Consider the following 23,007-nt stretch of genomic DNA (forward strand, 5'->3'; position numbering starts at 1 on the left):
CCGGCCCCCGGGTCCCTCGGCTGCCCTGCCACCTTCGGCCTCCGGGCGCGGGCGCCGTTTCGGCGACCCTGGTCACCGCGAGCGCCCTCCAGAGCCAGGGCCATGGCTCCCTGGTGGCCCTCTCTTCAGTCGCCGGCGAACGGGCCCGGCTCCGCTGCCCACGCCCGCCCGCCTCCTCCACCCGGTCACCCCTCCACCCCCCAACCCACCCACCTCCAATTTCATGCACAAGCCATTGACTGGCAAGCGCTTGCAGCCTACGGTCCCGTTCGAAGTTGCGGGCAGGAGCCGATATGTCGAACACCTCGAGCGTCTCGAAACGTGCCGTCCACGCACTCGACCAGTAAGGGCAGGGAAGGGGACGACCTGGCCTCAATCGCAGGCAACTTCTGGCCACCGCAGGCGGATTGGCGGTGGCCCACACGGGCCTGGCAGGCCAGTGGACGCCCCGATCGGCAACGCCCCCGAGGGGCGCGGGGACTGCGCGACCAGCCCCCAAATCCCGCAGCCGCGAACGGAACAGCACCGCCCACCCCGAAAGGCGCCCATGCACACCGCCCGCTTCACCCTCGACCCCGCCTTCAAGGTCGGTGACGTCAACCCCCGTCTCTTCGGATCCTTCGTCGAACACCTCGGCCGCTGCGTCTACACCGGCATCTTCGAACCGGACCACCCCACAGCCGACGAAACGGGCCTGCGCCAGGACGTCCTGGACCTCGTCCGCGAACTCGGCGTCACCACCATCCGCTACCCCGGCGGCAACTTCGTCTCCGGCTACAAGTGGGAGGACTCGGTCGGCCCCGCCGAGGACCGCCCCCGCCGTCTCGACCTCGCCTGGCACTCCACGGAGACCAACCGCTTCGGCCTGTCCGAGTACATCGACTTCCTCCGCAAGATCGGTCCCCGGGCCGAGCCCATGATGGCCCTCAACCTCGGTACCCGCGGCGTCGCGGAAGCCCTGGAGCTCCAGGAGTACGCCAACCACCCGGCCGGCACCGCCCTGTCCGACCTCCGTGTCACGCACGGCGACAAGGGCCCCTTCGGCATCAGGCTGTGGTGCCTCGGCAACGAGATGGACGGCCCCTGGCAGACGGGCCACAAGACGGCCGAGGAGTACGGCCGTGTCGCCGCTGAGACCGCCCGCGCCATGCGCCAGGTCGACCCGGACGTCGAACTCGTCGTCTGCGGCTCCTCCAGCCAGTCCATGCCGACCTTCGCCGAATGGGAGGCGACGGTCCTCAAGGAGACGTACGACCTCGTCGACCACATCTCGCTGCACGCCTACTACTGGCCCGAGAACGGTGACATCGACTCCTTCCTGGCGTCCGCCGTCGACATGGAGTCCTTCATCGAGAATGTCGTCGCGACCGCCGACCACGTGGGCGCGCGGCTCAAGTCGAAGAAGCGGATCAACCTCTCCTTCGACGAGTGGAACGTCTGGTACCTGCCCGAGTGGGAGGAACACGCCAAGACGCTGACGGACTGGCCACAGGCCCCTCGCCTTCTGGAGGACAACTACAGCGTCATGGACGCGGTCGTCTTCGGCTCGCTCCTCATCGCGCTGCTGCGGCACGCCGACCGCGTCACCGTCGCCTGCCTCGCCCAGCTGGTCAACGTCATCGCGCCGATCATGACCGAGCCGGGCGGCCCGGCGTGGCGGCAGACGACGTTCTTCCCGTTCGCGCAGGCCGCCAAGTACGGCCGCGGCCAGGTGCTCGACGTCCGGGTGGACTCCCCGACGTACGAGACGAAGAAGTACGGCGAGGCCGACCTGCTGCATGCCACCGCCGTGCGCGCCGAGGACAGCACCGTCACCGTCTTCGCGGTCAACCGCAGCCGCACCGACGCCCTGCCCCTCGACGTCGCCCTGAACGGCCTCGACCTGACGGCGGTCGTGGAGCACAGCGCCCTCGCGGACGCCGACCCGGACGCCCGCAACACCCTCGACGAGCCGGAGCGGGTCACCCCGCACGCCGTCGAGGGCACGGTACTCAAGGACGGCCGCCTCACCGCCGTACTGGAACCGCTGTCCTGGAACGTGATCCGCCTGAGCTGACCGGACGCACGATCTTCACAGGGCCCCAAGACCGCGCTCAGCTTCCCTAAGGGTTTGCTCAGCTTGGGGCCCTACCGTCGCCGCCCATGCGCACGTTGATCCTGCTCGCCCTCGCGGGCCTCGGGGCCCAGCTCGTGGACGGCAGCCTCGGCATGGCCTACGGGGTCACCTCGACCACGCTGCTGCTCGCCCTGGGCACCAACCCCGCCGCCGCCTCCGCGACCGTCCATCTCGCCGAGATCGGTACGACGCTGATGTCGGGGGCGGCGCACTGGCGTTTCGGGAACGTCGACTGGCGGGTGGTCGCGCGGATCGGCGTGCCGGGCGCGGTGGGGGCGTTCCTCGGGGCGACGGTGCTGTCGCGGCTGTCGACCGAGGTCGCGAAGCCGGTGATGTCCGCGATCCTGCTGGGGCTGGGTGGGTACGTCCTGGTCCGGTTCACCTTCCGAGGGCTGCCGAAGGGCCGGCTGGGCAGGCCGCTACGGCGCCGGTTCCTGGCCCCGCTGGGACTGGTCGCCGGCTTCCTCGACGCCACCGGGGGAGGGGGCTGGGGTCCGGTCGGTACGCCCGCCCTGCTCGCCTCCGGGCGGATGGAGCCGCGCAGGGTCATCGGCTCCATCGACACCAGCGAGTTCCTCGTCGCCGTGGCCGCCAGCCTCGGCTTCCTGTCCTCCCTGGGCTCCCAGGGCATCGACGCCATGTGGGTCGCCGCCTTCCTGCTGGGCGGTCTGGTCGCCGCGCCCCTCGCCGCCTGGCTGGTGCGGCTGCTGCCGCCGAGGGTGCTGGGGTCGGCGGTCGGCGGAGTGATCGTCGTGACCAACGCCCGCACCCTGCTGCCCGGTGGCGTGCTCCACGTCGCCCCGTACGCCCTGTGGGCCGCCGCCCTGGCGTACTCGATACGCGCCCACCGCAAGGAGCGGAACGCGGCCGCGGCCGAGCCAGCCGAGGAGCGTCAGCCGGTCGGCACCTGACCGACCGGACGGACGTACCGGCATCGCTCAACTCGCCTGTGAATGGCTGGAGTTCGTCGTGGCCATGCCATGCGCGGCCCCCTACGATGCGAACGCCTTCGACCTTCACAGAAAAGTCATTGTTTCTTCAAAGATTCAACCGGCTTGAAAACGGGGTCGGAGGCGCAGCCACCCCCCATCCCCAAGGAGAGCTCCATGGCACGTGGACTCCTGCGGCTCCTGCTGAGCGGCGGCGCGCTGGCCGCTCTGCTCACGGCGACGCTGCCCGCTCAGGCCGCCCCGGCGTTCGAAGACCCGCCGCCGGACAAGATCGTCATCAAGGTCGCCACGGTGAACGGCTCCGGCTGCCCCCAGGGCACCACCGCCGTCGCCGTCTCCGAGGACAACACCGCGTTCACGGTGACGTACAGCGACTACCTCGCCCAGGTCGGCGGCAACTCCGACCCCACGGCGTTCCGTAAGAACTGCCAGCTCAGCCTGGTCGTGCACGTCCCCGGTGGCTTCACCTACGCCATCGCCAGCGCCGACTACCGCGGCTTCGCCTCTCTCCAGTCCGGCGCGAACGCCATGCAGAGAGCCTCGTACTACTTCCAGGGCTCACCGAACACGCAGTTCCGCAGCCACCCGTTCAGCGGCCCCCTCAACGACAACTGGCAGGCCACCGACGAGACCGACTGGGCCCAGCTGGTCTGGGCGCCCTGTGGAAAGCAGCGCAACTTCAACATCAACACCGAGCTGCGCGTCAACGCCGGCTCGTCGTCCCCGAGCAAGGTCAGCTTCATGACCATGGACTCGACCGACGGTGACATCAGCACGATCTACCACCTGGCGTGGAAGGAGTGCCCCGGCAAGTAGCAGCGCCCCTGCGCAGGCCGAGCCGCGCCCGGTGATGGCAACCGGGCGCGGCTTGGCGTCGGCGTGGGTGTCGGGTCAGCTCTCCACGCCCGGGGTCAGCGTTCCCGCATAGCCGGCGGAGGGTGAACTGCCCAGTGCGGTCAGGGTGAGCAGCCCAGGCGCGGCGCCTCCGTCGTCGTAGATGCCGTCCTGGGCGAGGGTGGTGCGCGGGACGGTGTTGGCGGCGTAGACGGCGAGCGCGGCGAGGCGGGTCGTGATCGTCTCGTCGAAGAAGAGCTGGCCGGTGTGGAGTTCCTGGCCGCCGGTGAACGAGCCGTCGGTGAGCGTGACGTCGGTGTGCACCTTGACGTGGATGTGGACGCACCTGCCGCGGTACCAGCCGGGGTACACGGACTTGATGCGCGCGACTCCGTCCGACCCGGTGAGCACGCCGCCCCGCAGGAACGTGCCGTTGTCGGGCTCGTCGTGGCCGTTGTTGCCGACGAAGCCTGAGTACTCACCGAGGGCGTCGCAGTGCCAGATCTCCACCAGGGCGCTGTTAAGCGGCGCGCAGGTGCTGTCGTCGACGACGGTGAGCGTGAGCTCCAGCGGGCCCGGTCCTGTCCTCGCTGATGTCGGCGCGGAGGAGCTGTCCGTCCAGGTAGTAGGGGCCTTCGGTCATTTCCTTCGTGAGTGTGCAGACGGCCGCGGCGGCGGCGGGGGCCGGGTCGGCCGCCTCGGCTGTGGGGGCTTCAGGCGCGGTGGCGACGACGGCCGGCGATGCGGCTGTGGCGCCGGTGGCGATGAGCACGGTGCGGCGCTCGATCACGGTGGGGGTTGTCCCTGAAGTGTCTGTCATGAGCGCGGCACCGTAGGGAGGCAATCTGTTGATGGGCTGTCAGTTGAGTAAAGTGAGCATCCGTCAAGTTTCTTGTCGGACACGTCACTTGAGGTCACCCAGAGAAAGGCGGTGGCGGGGCCTCGGCGGCAAGGCAGGCGCAGGTCGGGCCGGCTCAGCGGACCGTGCCTGCTCTCAGTTGCCTGGCCCAGTCCAGCAGTTCATGGTCGGCCAGCGTGGTGCCCAGCCAGTCGTGGTCGAGGTCGGCTCCTGGAAGGGAGGGTACGACCGCGACGTAGAGTCCGGCAGCGCGCGCAGCGGCAGTGCCCGTGGCCGAGTCCTCGAACGCGACGGAGTGCTCGGGGGGCGTGCCGAGTGCCTCGCATGCTGTGAGGTAGAGCTCTGGTGCGGGCTTGGGGGAGCGCACTTCGTCGGCGGCGAACGAGTGCGTGAAGCAGTCGGCGAGACCGGCCGACCACAGTGCCGTGTCCAGCAATTCCCGGGGGCTGTTGCTGGCTACGGCGATCGGCACGGCTGCCCGGCAGGCGCGCACCAGTTCCGCCGCCCCGGGGAGGGCTGCGGCGCCCCGAGCCAGCTCCTTGCGGACCCCTTCGAGGAGTTCGGCGGCGATCTCGGCGCCGGCGCCGGGGCGCCCTAGGTGCTCGGCCATGGCTTCTCCAGCGGCGTCCACGGTGCGGCCGATGACCAGGGCTTTCTGTTCGGGGCCGAAGGGATGGCCATGCGCCGCGAAGATGGCCGTTTCCGCAACGGTCCAGCAGGCTTCGGTGTCGACCAACAGGCCGTCGCAGTCGAAGACCACAGCCTCGGCGCTGGTGGGGAGCGTGCCCATGTACCTGTCCTTTCACTTCGGTTGGTGTGCAGGGTGCCCGTTCGGTGGCTGTCGGGTCGTCTGCGGTTGCGTCGACCAGTGCCCTACGGTCCGAGTGCGAGCCGGATGCCGAACGCGGCTATGACCGTGCCCGCGATGCGGTCGAGGTGGCGGCGGGCCGAGGGGCGTTGCAGTCGGTCGCGGAGCGCGTGCGCGAAGGCGATCAGCGCGCAGGCCCAGATGACGGCCAGGAGGATGTGCACACCGGCCAGCAGTACCCCTGGAGCAAGGTGCGAGGCGCCGGAGGGGATGAACTGCGGGAGCACCGCGACGTAGAAGGCGCCCATCTTCGGGTTGAGGAGATTGGTCACGAATCCTTGTCGCCAGCCACCGAGCAGGGTGTCGCCGGCGCCCGTCCTGGTCCTGGTCCCGCCCCCGGTCCCCGCTGACCGCGGGCTCTCGATCGATGAGGGGCGCCAGGTGGCCCACAGCAGCCTGCCGCCCATCCACATCAGGTACGCGGCCCCGGCCCAACGAAGAGCCTCGTACGCGAGGTGAGACGCGGTCAGCAGTGTGGTCACACCGAGCGAGGTGAGCACGCCCCAGACCAGTGTGCCGCTCTGGATGCCGAGGACCACGCCCCACGCGCGACGGCGGTGCCTGAGCGCCGCGGTGCGCAGGATGAGTGCGGAATCCAGTCCCGGAGTGAGCGTGAGGAGTCCCACTATCAGGGCGAAAGTCCCTATCGCGTCTAGGGTGATCATGAGCGATCACCTTAGGCCGGGGGGTACGGAACGTCCACATATCTGCCCGATATCGGGCAGGAACTGGAGTGTTCGCCTCGATTCGACGGAGATCGAAGGCGCGTGCGGGGGTGTGGCACACGGGCCCAGGCTGGTCGGCGTACGAGAAGACAACGGGGAACAACGGGGAAGGGAAGTACCTCATGTCCATCCGCAAGAGCCGACTCGCCCTCGGCGTCGCCGCCTTCGTCGGCACCGCCGCCATGCTCGCCGTGCCCACCTCCGCCCAGGCGGCCGGAGACCCCGCGACCTGGCCCTGCGACCCGTCGGAGTTCTGCATCTACCACGACGGGCAGGGCGGCGGCGCGCGCTACTCGCTGTCGGACGGCGCGTCCGACCTGGGCCGGCTGGCGGGCGGTCTCAACGACCACGTGTGGTCGGTGAAGAACATCTCCGGCAGCTCGTGGTGCCTGTACCGGGACGCGAACTACGAGAACGAGATCCAGGTGATCCTGGACGGGCAGGCGCTCGACCTGGCGTCGCCCGTCCGGGACCAGGTCAGCTCCGTCGAGGAGTGCTGAGCGGCCCTGCCGGGACCTGACGGACGACGAGCGCCCCGTCGCACCCTTGCGGTGCGGCGGGGCGCCCCATGACTTCTGAGGGTGTCATTAGGCGACGAACCCCGGAGCATGTGAGTGCACGACGTGCCGAACGGGGGGCTCACGTGGCCGTACGCATTCACTTCGCCGACGACGATCTCGCCCAGATCAGGCTGGCGCAGGCTCCCGACCCCATGTGGGAGGCGCTGCTCAGCATGCACATGCTTCAGACGGACACCGGTTCCGCCGTCTTCGGCGGCTGGCGACGCCGGGTGCGACGCGAACTGATCGCCCCCGTACGTCCGTTGCTCCGCATGGCCCCGCCCGTCGGCTACTCGGCCGACTTCCTCACCCCGGCCGCCGGCGCGGGCGGTCTGGACGCGGGGATCGGTGCCCTGCTGTCCACGCCACGGCGACGGCTGCGCGGCGACCTGGTGGAACTGTCCCGCTCGGGCCGCCGGCTGCCGCCCTGGGCGCGGTCCCTCGCCGACGGTGACACGGAGGCCGTCGGCCACCTCGCGCGCGTCTTCCGGACGTACTTCACGACCGCGCTGGCCCCCTGGTGGGGTCGCGTCCGCACTCGCTTCGGCGCCGAACGTGCCGCCCACAGACGGTATTTGGCCGACGGCGACCTCGGCGCGCTGCTCGGCGCCCTCCACCCCTGCCTCGTCTGGCAGCGGCCCGTACTGGAGGTGACGGGGCTGGGCGCCGACCGTGACGTCCGCCTCGACGGACGCGGGCTCCTCGTCCTCCCGTCGTACTTCTGCTGGCGCAAGCCGACGCTGCTGAAGGATCCGGCGCTGCCGTGCGTCGTCGTCTACCCGATGACCCACGAGACCGCCCTGAACGGCGGCACGCCAGGGCTCCGCTCCTTGAACGCCCTCCTCGGACGCACCCGCGCCGGGATCCTCGAATCGGTCGCCGACCACGGCGTGACGACGACCGAACTCGCCCACGACGCGGGCATCTCACCGGCCACGGCCAGCCATCACGTGGGCATCCTGCGCAAGGCCGGGTTACTGAGCACGTGCAGGGCGGGGAAGGCGGCGCTGCATTCCGTCACGCCGCTGGGGCTTGCCCTGCTGGACGGACGTGCGCGATGAACTCCGTCCAGGTGGTGGGGGAGAGGGTGAGGTGGGGGCCCGCCTGGTTCTTGGAGTCGCGGACGTGGATGGCGTGGGGGAGGGGGGCGACCTCTACGCAGTCGCCGGAACCGCCGCTGCTGTAGCTGGACTTGAACCAGGTGAGTTCGGACATGCTCATAGGTCTCCTCGCATCCGCTGCAACAGGCTCATGGAGTCCTTGAGAGTGAGAGCCTGTGAGCGCATCCTGGCATACCTCATCTGGAGCATGCTGACCACCTTTGAGTCGACGATGAACTGGCCGCTTTCCTGCCCCTCGCAGTAGGCGAACCACTTGTTCTCGGGCGTCTCCAGCAGTTGCATCGGACCGTCCAGCCCTGCGTGCGTCTCCTGTTCCGTCGGCATGATCTGGATCTCTACGTTCCGCAGTTCTGCGATCTCCAGCGCATGGCCGATGAGCTGTCGTGTGACGTCAACTCCGCCCGTGTGTCGCCGGAAGAGGTGCTCCTCCAGGATGAAGGCGAACGCTGTGTTAGGCCGTTCCCGCAGCAGACACTGCCGTGCCGCCCGCGCAGTCCACATAGCCTCGATCTGTTCGTCGCTCAGCGGCGGGAGCTGGTTCGTGAACAGGTTCCGCGCGTACGCCTCCGTCTGCAACAACCCCGGAATCAAACGGCACTCGTACGTGTACAGCGTGATCGCCGTGGCCTCCAACCGCGCCCACCGCCGAAACCACGCCGCCAACCCCGGCTGCCGACTCAAGCACGGCGCCGACTTCCGTAGCGCCCCCGTGTTGCCCAGAACCCCCTCCGCCCGGTCCGGGAACGTCGGATCCGGCATCCGCCGCCCCAACTCCAGTGAGGCCACGGTGTGTTTGGACAGCCCCACCAGGTCCCCGAACTCCTCCCGGCTCAACCCGGCATGCTCCCGCAGCGCCTGGACCACCGCGCCGAACGTCCGCAGACTGTCCGACGACTCCGGCTCGCCACCCGTACCCACCACGCCATCGACCACGGTCGGTCACCTCCCGCCCCCATGGTCACGGCCAGTGATGAGTACTGTCCAGTCCGTAACCGCGTACGCTGCCGCAGCGTACGCGCCTCCCACCTGGTGAACTCCCCTCCCCGCCCGCCAGATTGATTGCATGGCCGCACCTCACACCCCCCAACCCCCGGTTACCGTACGTGTGTTCACCCAGCGCCTCAGTGCCACCCCGCGCGGCGCCCGCCTCGCCCGGCACCTGGTCGTGAACCAGCTCCACACCTGGGGTATCCCGCACGGCAGCGACGCCTCCGACGCCGTGGCGTCGATCGTGGCCGAGCTGGCCGCGAACGCGGTGACCCACGGCCGTGTCCCCGGACGGGACTTCGAGCTGCGGCTGTCGTTGCCCACGGGCAGCATCCGCGTCGAGGTCAGCGACACCCGTACCGAATCGCAGCCCCCGAAACCCGGCGACGTACGACGTCCGGACCCCCTCGACGAACACGGCCGCGGCCTCGTCCTCGTCGAGGCGCTGGCCGACCGGTGGGAGGTGGTGGAACGGGACGAGTCGCCCGGCAAGACCGTCTGCGCCGAGGTCGACCTGCCGGGCTGGCTGGCGCTGATCCGGATGCGGGCGGAACCGCCGCCGCGAATCGCTCGCTGACCCCCGAGGCGCAACGCCGCAAGGGGCGCGGGGAACTGCGCGACCAGCCACAACGGACTCGCAGTCGCCGAACTGCCCGCACCCCCTACGGCGAGAAGGCGCTACCCGACCTGGCCCATCCCCGCCGCATTCGGCCAACTCTGACTGCTGGGCCATCCGGTGGCCGGCGCCGGAGTGAGCCCCGGCCCGGTGGTCCCCCGCACCTGCGCGGCAGTGAGCCCACCCCGAGCCGGCACTCCGGGCGGCGTGGGCCCGGGCATCGCAGCCGCGGCGGGCGCCATGGGTGCCACGGGCGCCATCGGCGACGGGAACGGTGTCGGCGCGGGCGCCGGAGCAGGAGCAGGGGCGGGCGCAGCCGCCGGCACAGGCACAGCCACAGGCGCGGGCGTGGGCATCGGTGTGGGCATCGGCGCCGGTGCCGGAGCCACCGGAACCGGCGCAGGCATCGGCATCCCCGTGCCCTGCGGAGGCACCGTCGCGGCGGCCGGCGCCACCACCTGCGGCTGCGGCGGAGCAGGCGCAGGCATGGGTGACCCCATGGCCTGCGCGGCAAGCCCCGGCATCCCCGCACCGCTCGTGGAGCTGACCAACCGGTCCACGGCCGCCGTACCCGAGCTGTAGTTGGTCCCTGTACCCAGCTCAGGTACGGCGGCTCCCCTCCTGGACCCGTAGAGCACCTGCTCCAGGCCGGACACCAGGCGACGCACGTCCACCTGGGGGCGCACCACGAGTCGCAGGAAGCGGCTGGACGAACCGATCTTGTTGCCGCACTCGCGGACCAGGATCCGGTGCTCGGTGAGCAGTCGATCCCGGACCACGGTGCCCTCGGCGCCCACGGGGAGGCGCACGAAGAGGAAGTTGCCCTGCGACGGGTAGACCGTCAGGCCGGGGAGCGAGGACAGCTGGCTGGCCATGTCGAGGCGGTCCCGGCGCACCTGGTGCAGGCTCTGCGCGTACTCGGCGCCGTGGTTCTTGAGCATGAACACCACATGCTCGGCGAAGGCGTTGAGGTTCCACTTCGGCAGCATCGAGCGGACCATGCCGGCGAGCGCCGGGTTGGCGACGAGGTAGCCGAAGCGGATGCCGTGCAGGCCGAAGTTCTTGCCGAGGCTGCGCAGGACGATGACGTTCGGCCGCAGCATCGCCTCCTGGACGACCGAGGGTTCCTGCTCGGCGTCGGCGAACTCCAGGAAGCTCTCGTCGATGATGACGAGGTCCAGGTCGGCCATGGCGTCCATGAACTGCACGAGCGCGTGCTTGTGGAGGTAGCCGCCGTCGGGGTTGTTCGGGTTGCAGATGACCGCCACGCGCGTTCCCCGGGCGCGGATGAACTCGGCGTACTGCGCGAGGTCGAGGGCGAAGCCGCTGGACTCCTGGAGCGGGAACATGTCGACCCGCTTGCCGGTCTCCATGGGCTGGTCGGTCCAGCGGCCGAAGGTGGGGACGGGGATGGCGAGGGACTCCCGGACCATCAGATGGTCGATCCAGGTGATCAGCTCCGTGGAGCCGTTGCCCATCGCCACGCACTGCGGCGGGAGTTGGAGCAGACTGCACAGCTCGGCCGTGATCGTGTCCGCGCTGCTCGGGTAGTACGTGATGATGTCCCGCAGCCGTGCCCCCATGTCCTGGAACATCTCCGGCGTGGGGAAGTACGGGTTGCAGGGGATGCAGAAGTCGACCGGACCGGCCCCGTCGCCGCCCTCACGCGTCAGCGCCGCCATCGACGGGCTGTGTGCCGCGGTGCTGCGGAACAGCGAGGTGACGTTGTCGGCCATGGAACCTCCGTATGGGGCGGGCCCGGCGGGGACGACCGGGCCCGTCGTCTTAGGGTGGCCCGCGCGGGGGAGCACGGGCCGCCCTTACATACGGAGGCTGGGGTGGCGCTGTTCAACCACTGAGAAACCGGTGAGAACTTGTGTGCCACCTGTGAAGAACCGTCAGAAGGGACGGTCGATCAGGATCGGCAGCCGTCAGCAGCTGAACGAGTGGACCGTCGTCGAACGGTACGTCTGCCCAGGTCGCAGCACCGTCGAGGGGAACGACGGCTTGTTCGGCGAGTCCGGGAAGTGCTGCGTCTCCAGGCACAACGCGTCGCCCTGCCGGTAGGTGCGGCCGCTGGTGCCGACGAGGGTGCCGTCGAGGAAGTTGCCGGAGTAGAACTGCAGGCCGGGCTCGGTGGTCGCCATCCGCAGGGTGCGGCCGGAGGACGGGTCCTTCAGGGTCGCGATCCACTCGGGGCGCGGCGAGATGCCCTTGTCGAGGACCCAGTTGTGGTCGATGCCCTTGCCGTACAGCAGCTGCTGGTGGGGCTCGCGGAGGTCCTCGCCGATCGCCTTGGCGCGGCGGAAGTCGAAGGGGGTGCCCGTGACGGGGGCCAGCTGCCCGGTCGGGATGAGGCCTGAGTCGACGGGGGTGTAGCGGGAGGCGTCGATCTTCAGCTGGTGGTTCTCGATCGTGCCGCTGCCCTCGCCGGCGAGGTTCCAGTAGACGTGGCTGGTGAGGTTGACGACCGTGGCCTTGTCGGTGGTGGCCGCGTAGTCGATGCGCCAGTCGCCGTGCTTGGTGAGGGTGTAGGTCACCTTCACCTTCAGCGTGCCCGGGTAGCCCATCTCGCCGTCGACGGACGTGTAGTACAGGTGCAGGCCGACGTCGGAGCCCTTGGTGAACGGCTCGACGTCCCACACGCGCTTGTCGAAGCCCTGCGCGCCGCCGTGCAGGCTGTTCTCACCGTCGTTGACGTTGACCTGGTAGGCCTTGCCGTCGAGTGTGAACCTGCCCTTGCCGATGCGGTTGCCGTACCGGCCGATCAGGGCGCCGAAGTACGGGCTCTTCGCGGCGTAGTCCTCGATGTTGTCGAAGCCCAGGGAGACGTTGGCGAGCCGGCCGCGGCGGTCCGGGATCTCCAGGGACTGCACGACGCCGCCGTAGGAGAGGACCTTCATGCGGGTGCCGCCGTTCGCCAGCGACCAGCTGTGGACCTTGGTGCCGTCGGCGAGCTTGCCGAAGAGCGCCTTCACCGGCGTCCTGCCTCCCGTGGCGTGTGCGCTGCCGATGGTCGCGGCGGTGATCCCCGCCGCCGCGGCTCCGGCTATGACCGTACGTCTGCTCATGTCCATGTGCGGCTCCTGCTCAGGAAGTTGAACCGAGAGTGGAAGGGCCCCGCCTTCCGGCGGGGCCCCTTGGACTTACGAACCGACCTTGCGCTTGTTCCACACGTCGAAGCCGACCGCGGCCAGCAGTACCAGGCCCTTGATGACCTGCTGCCAGTCGGTGCCGATGCCGACGAGGTTCATGCCGTTGTTCAGCACGCCCAGGACCAGGCCGCCGATGATCGCGCCGAGAACCGTGCCGACGCCGCCGCTCATCGACGCGCCGCCGATGAAAGAGGCCGCGATCGCCTCCAGCTCGAAGTTGAGGCCGGCCTTGGGAGAGGCCGCGTTGAAGCGGGCGGCGAAGACCAGACCCGCCAGGGCCGCGAGCATGCCCATGTTCAGGAAGACCAGGAAGGTGACCTTCTTGTCCTTCACACCCGACAGCTTGGCCGCGGGCAGGTTGCCGCCGATGGCGTAGATGTGGCGGCCGATGATCGCGTTGCGCATGACGTACCCGAAGCCGACGAGCAGCACGCCCAGGATGAGCAGCACGATCGGGGCGCCCTTGTAGCTGGCGAGCAGCAGCGTCAGCGTGAGGATGGCGGCGCCGAGCGCGACCAGCTTCAGCAGGAACAGGTTGAAGGGCGGGACTTCGAGGGAGAACTCCTGCTGCCTGCGGCGGTCACGGAACTCCTGGAAGACCACGAACGCGATCATCGCGAAGCCGAGCAGAAGTGTCAGGTTGTGGTAGTTCGTGGTGGGTCCGACCTCGGGCAGGAAGCCGTTGGCGACCTTCTGCAGGCCCTCCGGGAACGGGCCGAGGGTCTGACCCTCCAGGAAGATCTCCGTCAGACCACGGAAGATCAGCATGCCCGCGAGGGTCACGATGAACGAGGGTATGCCGCCGTACGCGATGAAGAACCCTTGTGCCGCACCCGCGAGGGCGCCCATCGCCAGGCAGAGGATCACCGCCACCGGCCATGGCAGGTCGTTCCTCACCATGAACACCGCGGCCATCGACCCGATGAACGCCGTCAGCGATCCGACCGACAGGTCGATATGGCCCGCGATGATGACGAGCATCATGCCGATCGCGAGGATCAGGATGTAGCTGTTCTGCAGCACCAGGTTGGAGACGTTGCGCGGCAGCAGCAGGTCGCCCTCGGTCCACACGGCGAACAGCACCACGATCAGGCCGAGCGCGATCAGCATGCCGTACTGCCGCATGTTGCGGCGCATACCGTCCATCACCAGCTGGAGCAGGCCGGCGCCCGCGGCCCCCGAGCTCTTGCCCGGCGGCGCGGGGGCCGGGCTCTTGGCGGTCACATCCGTGCTCATCGGGATACCTCTTTGTCCTTTGTCATCTGACGCATCAGCGATTCCTGCGAGGCCTCGTCCCGCGAGAACTCGCCGGTCAGCCGCCCCGCGGCCATCGTGTAGATGCGGTCACACATGCCGAGCAGCTCCGGCAGCTCGGAGGAGATGAAGACGACCGCCTTGCCCTGGGCGGCCAGCTGGTCGATGACCGTGTAGATCTCGTACTTGGCGCCGACGTCGATGCCTCGCGTCGGCTCGTCCAGGATCAGCACATCGGGACCCGCGAAGATCCACTTACTGAGGACGACCTTCTGCTGGTTGCCGCCGGACAGCTTGCCCACCGGCTCGAAGACGGTCGGCGCCTTGATGTTCATGGACTTGCGGAAGCCCTCGGCGACCTGCCGCTCCCCGTGCTCGTCGACCACGCCCCGCTTGGCGACCTTGCCCAGCGCGCTGAGCGAGATGTTGCGGTTGATGGTGTCGATGAGGTTCAGGCCGTAGTGCTTGCGGTCCTCGGTGACGTACGCGATGCCGTTCTTGACGGCCTCGGGGACGGTCTTGGTCCGGATCTCCTTGCCGTCCTTGAGGACCGTGCCGCCGTGGTAGCGGCCGTACGTCCGCCCGAAGACACTCATCGCGAGCTCGGTGCGGCCGGCGCCCATCAGGCCCGCGATGCCGACGATCTCCCCGCGCCGCACGGACAGCGACACATCGTCGACCACCTTGCGCTGCTGGTCGATCGGGTGGTGCACGGTCCAGTTGCGGATCTCCAGGGCGGCGGCCGTGCCCTTCTCCGGCTCGTGCGGGGTGCGTTCGGGGAAGCGGTGCTCCAGGTCCCGGCCGACCATCCCGCTGATGATCCGGTCCTCGGTGGTCTCCGGGGCCTTCACATCGAGGGTCTCGATGGTCTGCCCGTCGCGCAGGATCGTCACCGAGTCGGCGACCTTGCGGATCTCGTTGAGCTTGTGGGAGATGATGATCGAGGTGATGCCCTGCTTCTTCAACTCCAGGATCAGATCCAGGAGTTTGCCGCTGTCCTCGTCGTTCAGGGCCGCGGTCGGCTCGTCGAGGATGAGCAGCTTCACCTTCTTCGACAGCGCCTTCGCGATCTCCACCAGCTGCTGCTTGCCCACGCCGATGTCGGCGACGCGGGTGTCCGGGTGATCGGAGAGACCGACCCGGCGCAGCAGCTCGGTGGCGTGCCGCAGGGTCTCCCGCCAGTCGATGAAGCCGCCCTTGGCGTGCTCGTTGCCGAGGAAGATGTTCTCCGCGAGGGAGAGGAACGGCGACAGCGCCAGCTCCTGGTGGATGATGACGATGCCGCGGTGCTCGCTCGCCCTGATGTCCTTGAACTCGCAGACATCCCCCTCGAAGAGGATGTCCCCCTCGTAGGTGCCGTGCGGGTGGACGCCGGAGAGGACCTTCATCAGGGTCGACTTGCCGGCGCCGTTCTCCCCGCAGATGGCGTGGACCTCGCCCTGCCGGACGGTCAGCGTGACGTCCGACAGCGCCTTGACGCCGGGAAAGGTCTTGACGATCGAGCGCATTTCCAGGACGGGTCCCGCCATGGTCGTGCCTTCCAATCAGAGTGGGCCGGCGGTTACTTGAGGTCGCTCTCCTTGATGTAGCCGGAGTCGACGACCTCCTTCTGGTAGTTGGTCTTGTCGACCGCGACCGGCTCCAGCAGGTACGCCGGGACGACCTTCGATCCGTTGTCGTAGGTCTTGGTGTCGTTGACCTCGGGCTTCTTGTCGTTGAGCAGGGCGTCGACCATGCCCGAGGCGACCTTGGCGAGCTCGCGGGTGTCCTTGTAGACGGTCATCGACTGCTCGTCGGCGATGATCGACTTCACCGAGGCGACCTCGGCGTCCTGACCGGTGACGACCGGCAGCGGCTTGCTCTTGGAGCCGTAGTCGTCCGACTTCAGCGCCGACAGGATGCCGATGGAGATGCCGTCGTACGGCGAGAGGACCGCGTCGACGCGCTCGCTCTTGTACGCCGAGGTCAGGATGTCGTCCATGCGCTTCTGGGCGGTGCCGCCGTCCCAGCGCAGGGTGGTGACCTGGGTCAGCTTGGTCTGGCCGGAGCGGACGACGAGCTGCTTCTTGTCGATGTAGGGCTGCAGGACCTTCATCGCCCCGCCGAAGAAGTAGCGGGTGTTGTTGTCGTCGTTGGAGCCGGCGAACAGCTCGACGTTGAACGGGCCCTTCTTGGAGCCGTCCTTCAGGCCGAGCTTCTCGACGATGTAGTTGGCCTGGAGCTCGCCGACCTTCTCGTTGTCGAACGACGCGTAGTAGTCGACGTTCTCCGTGCCGAGGATCAGGCGGTCGTAGGAGATCACCGGGATGTTCGCGTCCTTGGCCTGCTGGAGCACGTTGTTCATCGACTTGTTGTCGATGGCCGCGACGATCAGCGCCTTGACGCCCTGCGTGATCAGGTTCTCGATCTGCGAGACCTGCTGGTCCGGGTCGTCCTCGCCGTAGACCAGCCGGGTCTTGTAGCCCTTGGACTTCAGGTCCGCGACGACGTTGTTGCCGTCGGCGATCCAGCGCTCGGAGGACTTGGTCGGCATCGCGATGCCGATGGTGGCTCCCTCGGAGCTGCCCGAGTCCTCCTTGGAGCCGCCCTCGCCGCTCTGGCCGCAGGCGGTCAGGGTCAGCGCGAGGGACGCGGCGGAGGCTATGGCGGCGAGTGCGGCTCTGCGAGTACGCATGATCATCATCCTTGATGTGTGTGAGCAGGGCTCGGTCGGGCGGTGCGAAGACGCTTCGAGGACTGAACGGAGTAGAACAAGGGTGTGTGGGATTGTGTTCGACTGCGTCTTCTTCTGTGAAGGGGGTTTGTCCGGAACGTTATGCGGGAGTTTCGAATCGCTTCAGAGTTCCGGGCAGCCGTGAACCGAGGGGCGCCATGTCGCCGTCAGCTCCGTGCCGTGCGAGCAGGTCCAGGGCCAGCCGTCCGCGCCGTACGCGTTCCCGGGCGGTGGCCAGGGTCAGGTCCCGCATGTGGTGGCCGTAGGGATAGATGCCGGGGGCCTTGGAGAGCCCGAACTTCAGATAGAGCGGTGCGCCGCGCCGGATCAGCTCGGCGACCTCGTACATCCGCACATAGCCGCCGAGGTCGTCGGGGGCCTCGATGTACATGTCCATGGGGGCGGCGGAGACCCGCCGTATCTCGGTGAGGTGATCGAGCGTCAGGTCGCTGGGCACGTTGACCGAGTCGGCGCCGAGGTTCTCGTACACCGCGTACGCGGCCGGGTTGACGGGCCCGATCAGCGCGCTCACCTTGAGTGTCGTGTCGGCCGGGATGATCCCGGCGGCTCTCGCCCGGTGCAGCGTCCACAGCACGCCCTCGTCGGCGACCAGGAGGCACTTCACGCCCAACTCCGTGGCCCGCACGGCGTCTTCGACGCAGCCGGCGACGGCGTCGTGGCCCCGGGCGCGCAGTCCGGCCCCCCGCGAGTCGGTGCGCGTGGAGCCGCCGATGTCCCAGGTGCCGCGCGGGCCGGTGAACAGGCAGAGCTCGATGTCGCGTTCGGCCGTGGCCTCGACCATCTCGGTGATCTCGGTGTCGGTCAGCATCCACACGCCACTGCCCTGGCTGATCCGGTGGACCGGCACGTCGAGCAGCGAGGCTTCCTTCAGGACGACGGCCAGCGCTTCGGGACCCTCGCACGAGGGGATCTCGGTGCGCCAGCGGCCGCCGCCCGGGAACGTGTGGGGCGAGGCGTCGGCGGGGGAGAGGTCGGGCGCGGCCAGGCCGAGGGCGGCGAGCACCTGCTCACCGGGTCGGCGGGCTGCGGAAGCGTCGGTCACAAGCTGTCCTTCGTGTTCGATATATCGGACGAGGTTCGCGGCTCAGGGTGTGCGGGGCTTGGTGTACGCCGGTACGGGGGCCGTCAGGTTGCCCCCGTACCGGCGTACGGCTGAGGGGCACTCAGGGGCGAAGGAGGACCTTGCCCACCTTCGGATCGCCGGACCCGACGAGCTCGATCGCCTGCGGGAACTCCTGAAGCGGCAACTCGTGCGTGACCAGCGGGAGTGGATCGAGCAGCCCGGCCGCGAACACCCGCACCGTGTGCGCCCAGGCATCCGGCGGCGCCCCGAACACGGTGTGCACCTCCAGCTGCCGTACGACGAGATCGGTCGGGTCGAGTCCATGGGCGCCCGCCGCCGGGATCCCCGTGAGGACGAGGCGCCCGCCGCGCCTGAGCAGGGCGGCGGAGGTGCGCGCGGCGTCCGCGGACCCGGCGGTCTCGATGACGACGTCGAAGTCGTCCGGGAGCAGCTGGTCCTTCGTACGGAAGTCGGTCGCCCCGTACTGCCGCGACAGTGCCTCCCGGTCGCCCCGCGTGCCCACCACGAGCAGCTCGGCCGGCGAGCCCGCCTTCAGGAACTGAACGGCGAACATGCCCAGCGTCCCGGTCCCCACGACCGCCACGCGCTCGCCCGGCAGCGCGTTGGCCTTGATCGCCGCGGCGGCGATACAGGCGGCCGGCTCCAGCAGGGCGGCCGCGGTGAGGTCCGCGTCGTCGGGCAGGACGTGCAGGAGCCGGGCCGGGAGGGTGAGCGTGGCGGCCATGGCGCCGGGCTGGGTGAAGCCGGTCTCCTCGTACCCCGCGCTGCACAGCGTGGTCTCACCGGCGTGACAGCGGTCGCAGACCTGGCAGTTGCGGAAGCCCTCGCCGACGACCTTGCGGCCGACCAGCGAGTCCGGCACCCCGGCGCCGACCGCCGCGACGGTCCCGGACCACTCGTGGCCCGGCGTGAGCGGGTAACGGACGTATCCCTCGGGCCGGTTGCCCCGGTACACCTCGCGGTCGCTGCCGCAGATGCCGACCGCGTGGACCCGGACCAGCGCCTCACCGGCCTCCGGCTCGCGCGGCGTGTGCTCGGCGAGCCGGTGCTCGCCGGGCGCCTCGACGACGACTGCGGTGCTCACTGCGTGCCCTTGGGCTTGCGCTGCTCCCAGCCCTCGGCCCACAGGTCGAACCGGGCCTGCTGCTGCGGGAACTCGGCGGCGGCGTCGGCGTCGAACTCGACACCGAGGCCGGGGGCGTCGGAGAGGTGGAAGCAGCCGTCCTCCGGGTTCACCTGCGGGGCGCCCTTCACGACCTTCTTGATCTCCGCGTCGGCGAAGTCGTTGAAGTGCTCCAGGATCTTGAAGTTCGGGGAGGTGAACCCGACCTGGAGCGAGGCGGCGGTCAGGACGGAGCCGCCGACGTTGTGGGGCGCGACGAGAACGTAGTGGGTCTCGGCCGTCGCGGCGAGCTTGCGCGTCTCCCAGATGCCGCCGATGTGGCCGACGTCGGGCTGGATGATGTCGACGGCCTGGCTCTCGAAGAGCTCACGGAACTCGATGCGATCGTGAATCCGCTCGCCGGTCGCGACCGGCATGTCGACCTTCGCGGCGACCTTCTCCAGCGCCTTCAGGTTCTCCGGCGGGCAGGGCTCCTCCAGCCAGGCCGGCTTGAACGGCGCGAGCTCGCGCGCGAGCCGTACGGCGGTGGCGGGGGAGAAGCGGCCGTGCATCTCCAGCATCAGTTCGGCCTCGGGGCCGATGGCGTCCCGCACGGCCTCGATCAGGGAGACGGCGTACAGGGTCTGCTCGTGGTCGAGCTCGAAGTGGCCGGTGCCGAAGGGGTCGATCTTGAGCGCCTTGTATCCGCGCTCCATCACGCCCTGGGCCGCCTTGTGGTACGCCTCCGGCGTCCGCTCGGTGGTGTACCAGCCGTTGGCGTACGCCTTGACCTTGTCGGTGACCTTGCCGCCGAGCAGCTGCCACACGGGCACGCCGAGGGCCTTGCCCTTGATGTCCCAGCAGGCCATCTCCACCACGGCGATCCCGGACATCACGATCTCGCCGGCCCGCCCGTAGTCGCCGTACTTCATACGGCGGACGAGGTCCTCGACAGCGAACGGGTCGGAACCCAGAATGTGGTTGGCCTCGGCCTCCCGCAGGTAGCCGATCAGCGCGTCGGTGTGGCCCAGCATCCGGGTCTCGCCGACTCCGGTGATGCCCTCGTCGGTGTGCACCAGGACGTAGGTCAGGTTGCGCCACGGCGTCCCGACCACGTGTGTGCTGATTCCGGTGATGCGCACGGCAGTTGCCCCTTGCTGCGTCGTCGGCTCATATGGTGTCGCACCCCGTCGTGTTCGAAATTTCGTCACACGTTCGAAATGCTGACGTGACAGTAGGGAGGCGGCGCCGGGAGTGTCAATGGGTCGAACGCATAACGGTTTCGACACCGCTTTCGATACGGATTTCGGGCAGTCGGTCGCGGAGTGTGGGGGGCGTGTATGGCGAGTCCCGGCATATCCGTCAACTCGCCATGCCGGAACGGAAAGTTCCATACACAACTTTCACAGCTGTGACTATCAACGGTGCCTGTGCGGAACCTAGTCTTCCCGCGTCATGGACTACTGCCACCCGTGCCGACGGCACCTGAATGGCGCCCTCGCCTGCCCGGGGTGCGGCGCCGCGATCGAAGAGCTGCGCGTGTACGCGGGCGCCCCGAACGAGGTGTACCCGCAGATGGCCGAGCGGGGTGTGCAGGGCCGGGGGGCGTACGAGGGGTACGAGGGCCAGTACGGCGGCGGCACGGGCCGGTACGGCCATGGCGCGGGGCAGTACGGGGACGGCTCGGGGCAGTACGGGAGCGGCGCCGGGCAGTACGGCGGCGGCGAGTACGGCGCGAGTGGCCACGACGACCGCTACGACGAAGGGCGCCCGGCGCAGGCCGCGGAGGCTGCGGACGCCGGTGAGGTGTCCTCGGAGGCGGCGCCGGTCGCGCCGGCCGGTGGACGGGCCGCGCGGCGGGCGGCACAGCGGCGTGGCAGGGGGCGTGGCCGTGACGAGTACGCCGAGTACGACGACGCGCATGACGACTACGACGAGGAAGTGGACGGCGACGAGGGCGACGACCCGGACGACGGGTCCTCGTCGGCCGGTGCCAGCCGTCGCGATCGCAAGGCCGCCGCGCACCGGCGCCGCCGTCGCCGGGTCCTGCTCGTCACCGCGGGCTTCGTCCTGGCCGCCGGGGGTCTGAGCCTCGCGGAACTCGGCATGGACGCCCCGGGCACGAGCCCCAAACCCGCGGCCGCCGGGGACGAGTCGGCGGAGGGCGCGGCGTCGGAAGAGGTGACCGCGTCCCCGGAGGCGACGGACGGGACGCCCCGCACGGACGGGGACTCGCCGTCGGCGGATCCCTCGGCGTCTCCCTCGTCCTCCAAGTCGCCCAAGGACGAGGACAAGAAGAAGGACGAGGACAAGACCCCCGACAAGGACGGCCAGTCGGCGCCGGCGGGCGGCGGCTCCGGCAACACCACGTCGGCCCCCACCACTCCGTCCAACCCTGATCCCACGACCCCGACCGAGGAACCGACCACGTCGGACCCGACCCCGGACCCGACGCCCACGGAGACGTGCAATCGGTTCCTGTGGTGGTGCACGTGAACCGCCCGTAGGCCGGCAAGGGTCGTTCACCTTCGCGAATACGGGAGCTCGTTACCGCGCGGGTCACGAGTGCGGGGCAACGCCAGCCGGCCCAGCGTCCGCCAGTCCATCCGCGGCTTCGCGCCGGGCACTCCCGGACGGTCGCGCGGCACGCGGACCCGCAGGGCGCCGGGCGTGATGCGGCAGATGACGGGCGTGGGCAGCAGGAGGGCCTCGCCGTCCACACCGACCGGGACGTCGGGGGCGTCGGCCTCGACCACCACCTCGTGCACGGTCAGCACGGTGAGCCCGCGCGACTGATGGCCGCGCAGCAGCCCGGCCGCCTGCGCGGCGTTGTCGACCTTCACACCGAGGACGCCGAGGGCACCGGAGTCCAGCCGCGCCCGCCGGCCGAGGCCGGCCGCGTCGCCCCACTGGTAGGGGTTGTTGCTGATCAGGACTCCTTGGGGAGCGTCGAGGACCATGTCCCGCGCGCGGACGGTCAGACGGGGCCCGACCTGATGGGTCAGCAGGTCCGGGAGCTCCCGGAGGATGGTCGGCACCTTGTCGTCGCGGTAGGCGGGGCTCTGCACGACCGCCGCGTACACGCCGAAGGACGCGTTGTTGACGAAGACGCGCTCGCCGATGAGCCCGAGGTCGATCCGCACTTCGACACCGTCGGTGAGGGCGTCGAGGCAGGTCGACGGGTCGGTCCGGTCGAGGCCGAGGTCCATGGCGAAGTGGTTGCGGGTGCCCGCGCAGATGACGACGAACGGCAGATCGTGCCGGGCCGCCACACCCGCCACCAGCGCCTGCGTGCCGTCCCCTCCGGCGACCCCCAGCAGGTCCGCTCCCCGCGCCACGGCCCGCTCGGCGAGCTCCGCGACGTCCTGCGGGTGAGCCGGGTCGAGGACGGCGACCTCGGCGCCCAGGGCCCGGGCCTTGGCCACGAGGTCGTATCTGCCGACCTTTCCGCCGCCGGAGCGCGGGTTCATGATGAGGAACGGTGCTCGCGGTGGTGGGGTCGGGTGTTCCCGGGGGCCGGTCCGGCCGGCGTCCGTGGCGAGGGCGGCCCGCCCGATCAGGAGCGCCGCGATCCACAGCGCCACGGCGGCCAGAGCGGCCCAGAGCAGGCCCACCGCGGCATAGTTCAGCAGCACGGCGATCGGCAGCAGGGCGGCGAGTGCGGCGGCCAGCAGCCGGGCCGGGCCGCGCCGGGAGAGCGCCCACCACAGGGCCGCGGCTGTCGCGGCGAGGCCCGCGAAGCCGACGGCCAGCAGTGCGAGGCTCTTGATACCGGCGGCCGACAGCAGCACGGCGATCGCGGCGGCCGCGACGAGCAGGGCCAGGCGTGCCGCCCACCGTTGAGCCGCCGCACGGGGACGATCGGCCGTGCCGGACGTCCCAGCGGACTTTCGCGTACCGCCCACAGCGGCATCCCACCTCCCGCCGCCGGGCCCCGCATCACCTGCTTCGGGTGATCCCACCGGAGCGCGGGCTGTGAGCATGCTGGTCAGGGGGCCGGTCGACCATGCGGGCAGGGCCGGTCGACCCTGCGGGCAAGGAG

At 69.6% G+C, this 23,007-nt stretch carries 20 protein-coding genes and 1 pseudogene; 7 read left to right on the top strand and 14 right to left on the bottom strand.

The window, feature by feature from the left end:
- Window positions 1-547 precede the first annotated feature (547 nt).
- The 3 genes from arfA to ACWGDB_RS10815 all read left to right on the top strand — a co-directional run bounded on the left by arfA (window position 548) and on the right by ACWGDB_RS10815 (window position 3,882).
- Window positions 548-2,056, top strand: a complete 1,509-nt coding sequence (gene arfA / locus ACWGDB_RS10805; protein ID WP_453822116.1) for an arabinosylfuranosidase ArfA — start codon at window positions 548-550, stop codon at window positions 2,054-2,056.
- 86 nt (window positions 2,057-2,142) lie between these two features.
- Window positions 2,143-3,027, top strand: a complete 885-nt coding sequence (locus ACWGDB_RS10810; protein ID WP_453822117.1) for a sulfite exporter TauE/SafE family protein — start codon at window positions 2,143-2,145, stop codon at window positions 3,025-3,027.
- A 195-nt stretch (window positions 3,028-3,222) separates the two neighbouring features.
- Window positions 3,223-3,882, top strand: a complete 660-nt coding sequence (locus ACWGDB_RS10815) for a DUF4360 domain-containing protein (RefSeq protein WP_453822118.1) — start codon at window positions 3,223-3,225, stop codon at window positions 3,880-3,882.
- A 75-nt stretch (window positions 3,883-3,957) separates the two neighbouring features.
- Here the strand turns inward: ACWGDB_RS10815 and ACWGDB_RS10820 are convergent.
- The 3 genes and pseudogenes from ACWGDB_RS10820 to ACWGDB_RS10830 form a co-directional block, all read right to left on the bottom strand.
- Window positions 3,958-4,720 (bottom strand): annotated as a pseudogene (locus ACWGDB_RS10820) (intradiol ring-cleavage dioxygenase).
- 154 nt (window positions 4,721-4,874) lie between these two features.
- Complete coding sequence (locus ACWGDB_RS10825; RefSeq protein WP_453822119.1) at window positions 4,875-5,549, bottom strand: HAD family hydrolase; 675 nt, start codon at window positions 5,547-5,549, stop codon at window positions 4,875-4,877.
- An 83-nt stretch (window positions 5,550-5,632) separates the two neighbouring features.
- Complete coding sequence (locus ACWGDB_RS10830; protein WP_453822120.1) at window positions 5,633-6,292, bottom strand: LysE family translocator; 660 nt, start codon at window positions 6,290-6,292, stop codon at window positions 5,633-5,635.
- A 182-nt stretch (window positions 6,293-6,474) separates the two neighbouring features.
- On the opposite strand from ACWGDB_RS10830, the gene ACWGDB_RS10835 reads away from it, so the two are divergent.
- Window positions 6,475-6,852 carry a peptidase inhibitor family I36 protein gene (locus ACWGDB_RS10835; protein WP_453822121.1) on the top strand — a complete coding sequence of 126 codons (378 nt, stop codon included), beginning with the start codon at window positions 6,475-6,477 and terminating at the stop codon, window positions 6,850-6,852.
- A 143-nt stretch (window positions 6,853-6,995) separates the two neighbouring features.
- A complete protein-coding gene (locus ACWGDB_RS10840; protein WP_453822122.1) occupies window positions 6,996-7,973 on the top strand; it encodes a winged helix-turn-helix domain-containing protein in 978 nt (325 codons plus the stop codon).
- On the opposite strand, the gene ACWGDB_RS10845 is transcribed toward ACWGDB_RS10840, so the two are convergent.
- Together ACWGDB_RS10845 and ACWGDB_RS10850 are read right to left on the bottom strand one after the other, a co-directional pair.
- The gene (locus ACWGDB_RS10845) at window positions 7,930-8,133 is read right to left on the bottom strand and encodes a DUF397 domain-containing protein (protein WP_453822123.1); all 204 of its coding nucleotides are present in this window, start codon (window positions 8,131-8,133) and stop codon (window positions 7,930-7,932) included. The genes ACWGDB_RS10840 and ACWGDB_RS10845 overlap by 44 nt on opposite strands.
- Window positions 8,130-8,966: a helix-turn-helix domain-containing protein gene (locus ACWGDB_RS10850; protein WP_453822124.1), complete on the bottom strand. Its 837-nt coding sequence runs from the start codon at window positions 8,964-8,966 to the stop codon at window positions 8,130-8,132. Before ACWGDB_RS10850 ends, ACWGDB_RS10845 begins: the two co-directional genes overlap by 4 nt.
- A 130-nt stretch (window positions 8,967-9,096) precedes the next feature.
- Here ACWGDB_RS10850 and ACWGDB_RS10855 point away from each other — a divergent pair, with 130 nt between their 5' ends.
- Window positions 9,097-9,597, top strand: coding sequence for an ATP-binding protein (locus tag ACWGDB_RS10855; RefSeq protein WP_453822125.1), 501 nt, complete (start codon window positions 9,097-9,099; stop codon window positions 9,595-9,597).
- 101 nt (window positions 9,598-9,698) lie between these two features.
- On the opposite strand, the gene ACWGDB_RS10860 is transcribed toward ACWGDB_RS10855, so the two are convergent.
- From ACWGDB_RS10860 to ACWGDB_RS10895, 8 genes are all read right to left on the bottom strand, one after another.
- A complete protein-coding gene (locus ACWGDB_RS10860; protein ID WP_453822126.1) occupies window positions 9,699-11,372 on the bottom strand; it encodes a pyridoxal phosphate-dependent aminotransferase in 1,674 nt (557 codons plus the stop codon).
- A gap of 195 nt (window positions 11,373-11,567) precedes the next feature.
- The gene (locus tag ACWGDB_RS10865; protein WP_453822127.1) at window positions 11,568-12,713 is read right to left on the bottom strand and encodes an aldose epimerase family protein; all 1,146 of its coding nucleotides are present in this window, start codon (window positions 12,711-12,713) and stop codon (window positions 11,568-11,570) included.
- A gap of 69 nt (window positions 12,714-12,782) precedes the next feature.
- The gene (gene mmsB / locus ACWGDB_RS10870; protein WP_427841241.1) at window positions 12,783-14,027 is read right to left on the bottom strand and encodes a multiple monosaccharide ABC transporter permease; all 1,245 of its coding nucleotides are present in this window, start codon (window positions 14,025-14,027) and stop codon (window positions 12,783-12,785) included.
- Window positions 14,024-15,574, bottom strand: a complete 1,551-nt coding sequence (gene mmsA, locus ACWGDB_RS10875) for a multiple monosaccharide ABC transporter ATP-binding protein (protein ID WP_453822128.1) — start codon at window positions 15,572-15,574, stop codon at window positions 14,024-14,026. Before mmsA ends, mmsB begins: the two co-directional genes overlap by 4 nt.
- A 32-nt stretch (window positions 15,575-15,606) precedes the next feature.
- Window positions 15,607-16,719, bottom strand: a complete 1,113-nt coding sequence (chvE, locus tag ACWGDB_RS10880; protein WP_383595680.1) for a multiple monosaccharide ABC transporter substrate-binding protein — start codon at window positions 16,717-16,719, stop codon at window positions 15,607-15,609.
- 139 nt (window positions 16,720-16,858) lie between these two features.
- Window positions 16,859-17,821, bottom strand: coding sequence for a glycosyltransferase family protein (locus tag ACWGDB_RS10885; protein ID WP_383595683.1), 963 nt, complete (start codon window positions 17,819-17,821; stop codon window positions 16,859-16,861).
- Window positions 17,822-17,942: 121 nt separating this feature from the next.
- Complete coding sequence (locus tag ACWGDB_RS10890) at window positions 17,943-18,947, bottom strand: zinc-dependent alcohol dehydrogenase (RefSeq protein ID WP_453822129.1); 1,005 nt, start codon at window positions 18,945-18,947, stop codon at window positions 17,943-17,945.
- Window positions 18,944-20,107, bottom strand: a complete 1,164-nt coding sequence (locus ACWGDB_RS10895) for a mandelate racemase/muconate lactonizing enzyme family protein (protein WP_389443512.1) — start codon at window positions 20,105-20,107, stop codon at window positions 18,944-18,946. Before ACWGDB_RS10895 ends, ACWGDB_RS10890 begins: the two co-directional genes overlap by 4 nt.
- A 313-nt stretch (window positions 20,108-20,420) precedes the next feature.
- Here ACWGDB_RS10895 and ACWGDB_RS10900 point away from each other — a divergent pair, with 313 nt between their 5' ends.
- The gene (locus tag ACWGDB_RS10900; RefSeq protein WP_453822130.1) at window positions 20,421-21,461 is read left to right on the top strand and encodes an SCO2400 family protein; all 1,041 of its coding nucleotides are present in this window, start codon (window positions 20,421-20,423) and stop codon (window positions 21,459-21,461) included.
- 26 nt (window positions 21,462-21,487) lie between these two features.
- Here ACWGDB_RS10900 and ACWGDB_RS10905 read toward each other — a convergent pair whose 3' ends face one another.
- Entirely contained in the window at window positions 21,488-22,870 is a 1,383-nt protein-coding gene (locus ACWGDB_RS10905; protein ID WP_453822131.1) for a diacylglycerol/lipid kinase family protein, read from the bottom strand.
- Between the last annotated feature and the right edge of the window lie 137 nt (window positions 22,871-23,007).

The organism is Streptomyces sp. NPDC055013, from assembly GCF_053608645.1.

What these genes read in the sequence shown, in the direction of transcription:
- ACWGDB_RS10900 (WP_453822130.1), top strand. Translation starts at nt 20,421, where the DNA reads ATGGACTACTGCCACCCGTGCCGACGGCACCTGAATGGCGCCCTCGCC.
- ACWGDB_RS10825 (WP_453822119.1), bottom strand. Translation starts at nt 5,549, where the DNA reads ATGGGCACGCTCCCCACCAGCGCCGAGGCTGTGGTCTTCGACTGCGAC.
- mmsB (WP_427841241.1), bottom strand. Translation starts at nt 14,027, where the DNA reads ATGAGCACGGATGTGACCGCCAAGAGCCCGGCCCCCGCGCCGCCGGGC.
- arfA (WP_453822116.1), top strand. Translation starts at nt 548, where the DNA reads ATGCACACCGCCCGCTTCACCCTCGACCCCGCCTTCAAGGTCGGTGAC.
- ACWGDB_RS10860 (WP_453822126.1), bottom strand. Translation starts at nt 11,372, where the DNA reads ATGGCCGACAACGTCACCTCGCTGTTCCGCAGCACCGCGGCACACAGC.
- ACWGDB_RS10845 (WP_453822123.1), bottom strand. Translation starts at nt 8,133, where the DNA reads ATGAGCATGTCCGAACTCACCTGGTTCAAGTCCAGCTACAGCAGCGGC.
- ACWGDB_RS10835 (WP_453822121.1), top strand. Translation starts at nt 6,475, where the DNA reads ATGTCCATCCGCAAGAGCCGACTCGCCCTCGGCGTCGCCGCCTTCGTC.
- ACWGDB_RS10810 (WP_453822117.1), top strand. Translation starts at nt 2,143, where the DNA reads ATGCGCACGTTGATCCTGCTCGCCCTCGCGGGCCTCGGGGCCCAGCTC.
- mmsA (WP_453822128.1), bottom strand. Translation starts at nt 15,574, where the DNA reads ATGGCGGGACCCGTCCTGGAAATGCGCTCGATCGTCAAGACCTTTCCC.
- ACWGDB_RS10830 (WP_453822120.1), bottom strand. Translation starts at nt 6,292, where the DNA reads ATGATCACCCTAGACGCGATAGGGACTTTCGCCCTGATAGTGGGACTC.
- chvE (WP_383595680.1), bottom strand. Translation starts at nt 16,719, where the DNA reads ATGCGTACTCGCAGAGCCGCACTCGCCGCCATAGCCTCCGCCGCGTCC.
- ACWGDB_RS10865 (WP_453822127.1), bottom strand. Translation starts at nt 12,713, where the DNA reads ATGGACATGAGCAGACGTACGGTCATAGCCGGAGCCGCGGCGGCGGGG.
- ACWGDB_RS10855 (WP_453822125.1), top strand. Translation starts at nt 9,097, where the DNA reads ATGGCCGCACCTCACACCCCCCAACCCCCGGTTACCGTACGTGTGTTC.
- ACWGDB_RS10815 (WP_453822118.1), top strand. Translation starts at nt 3,223, where the DNA reads ATGGCACGTGGACTCCTGCGGCTCCTGCTGAGCGGCGGCGCGCTGGCC.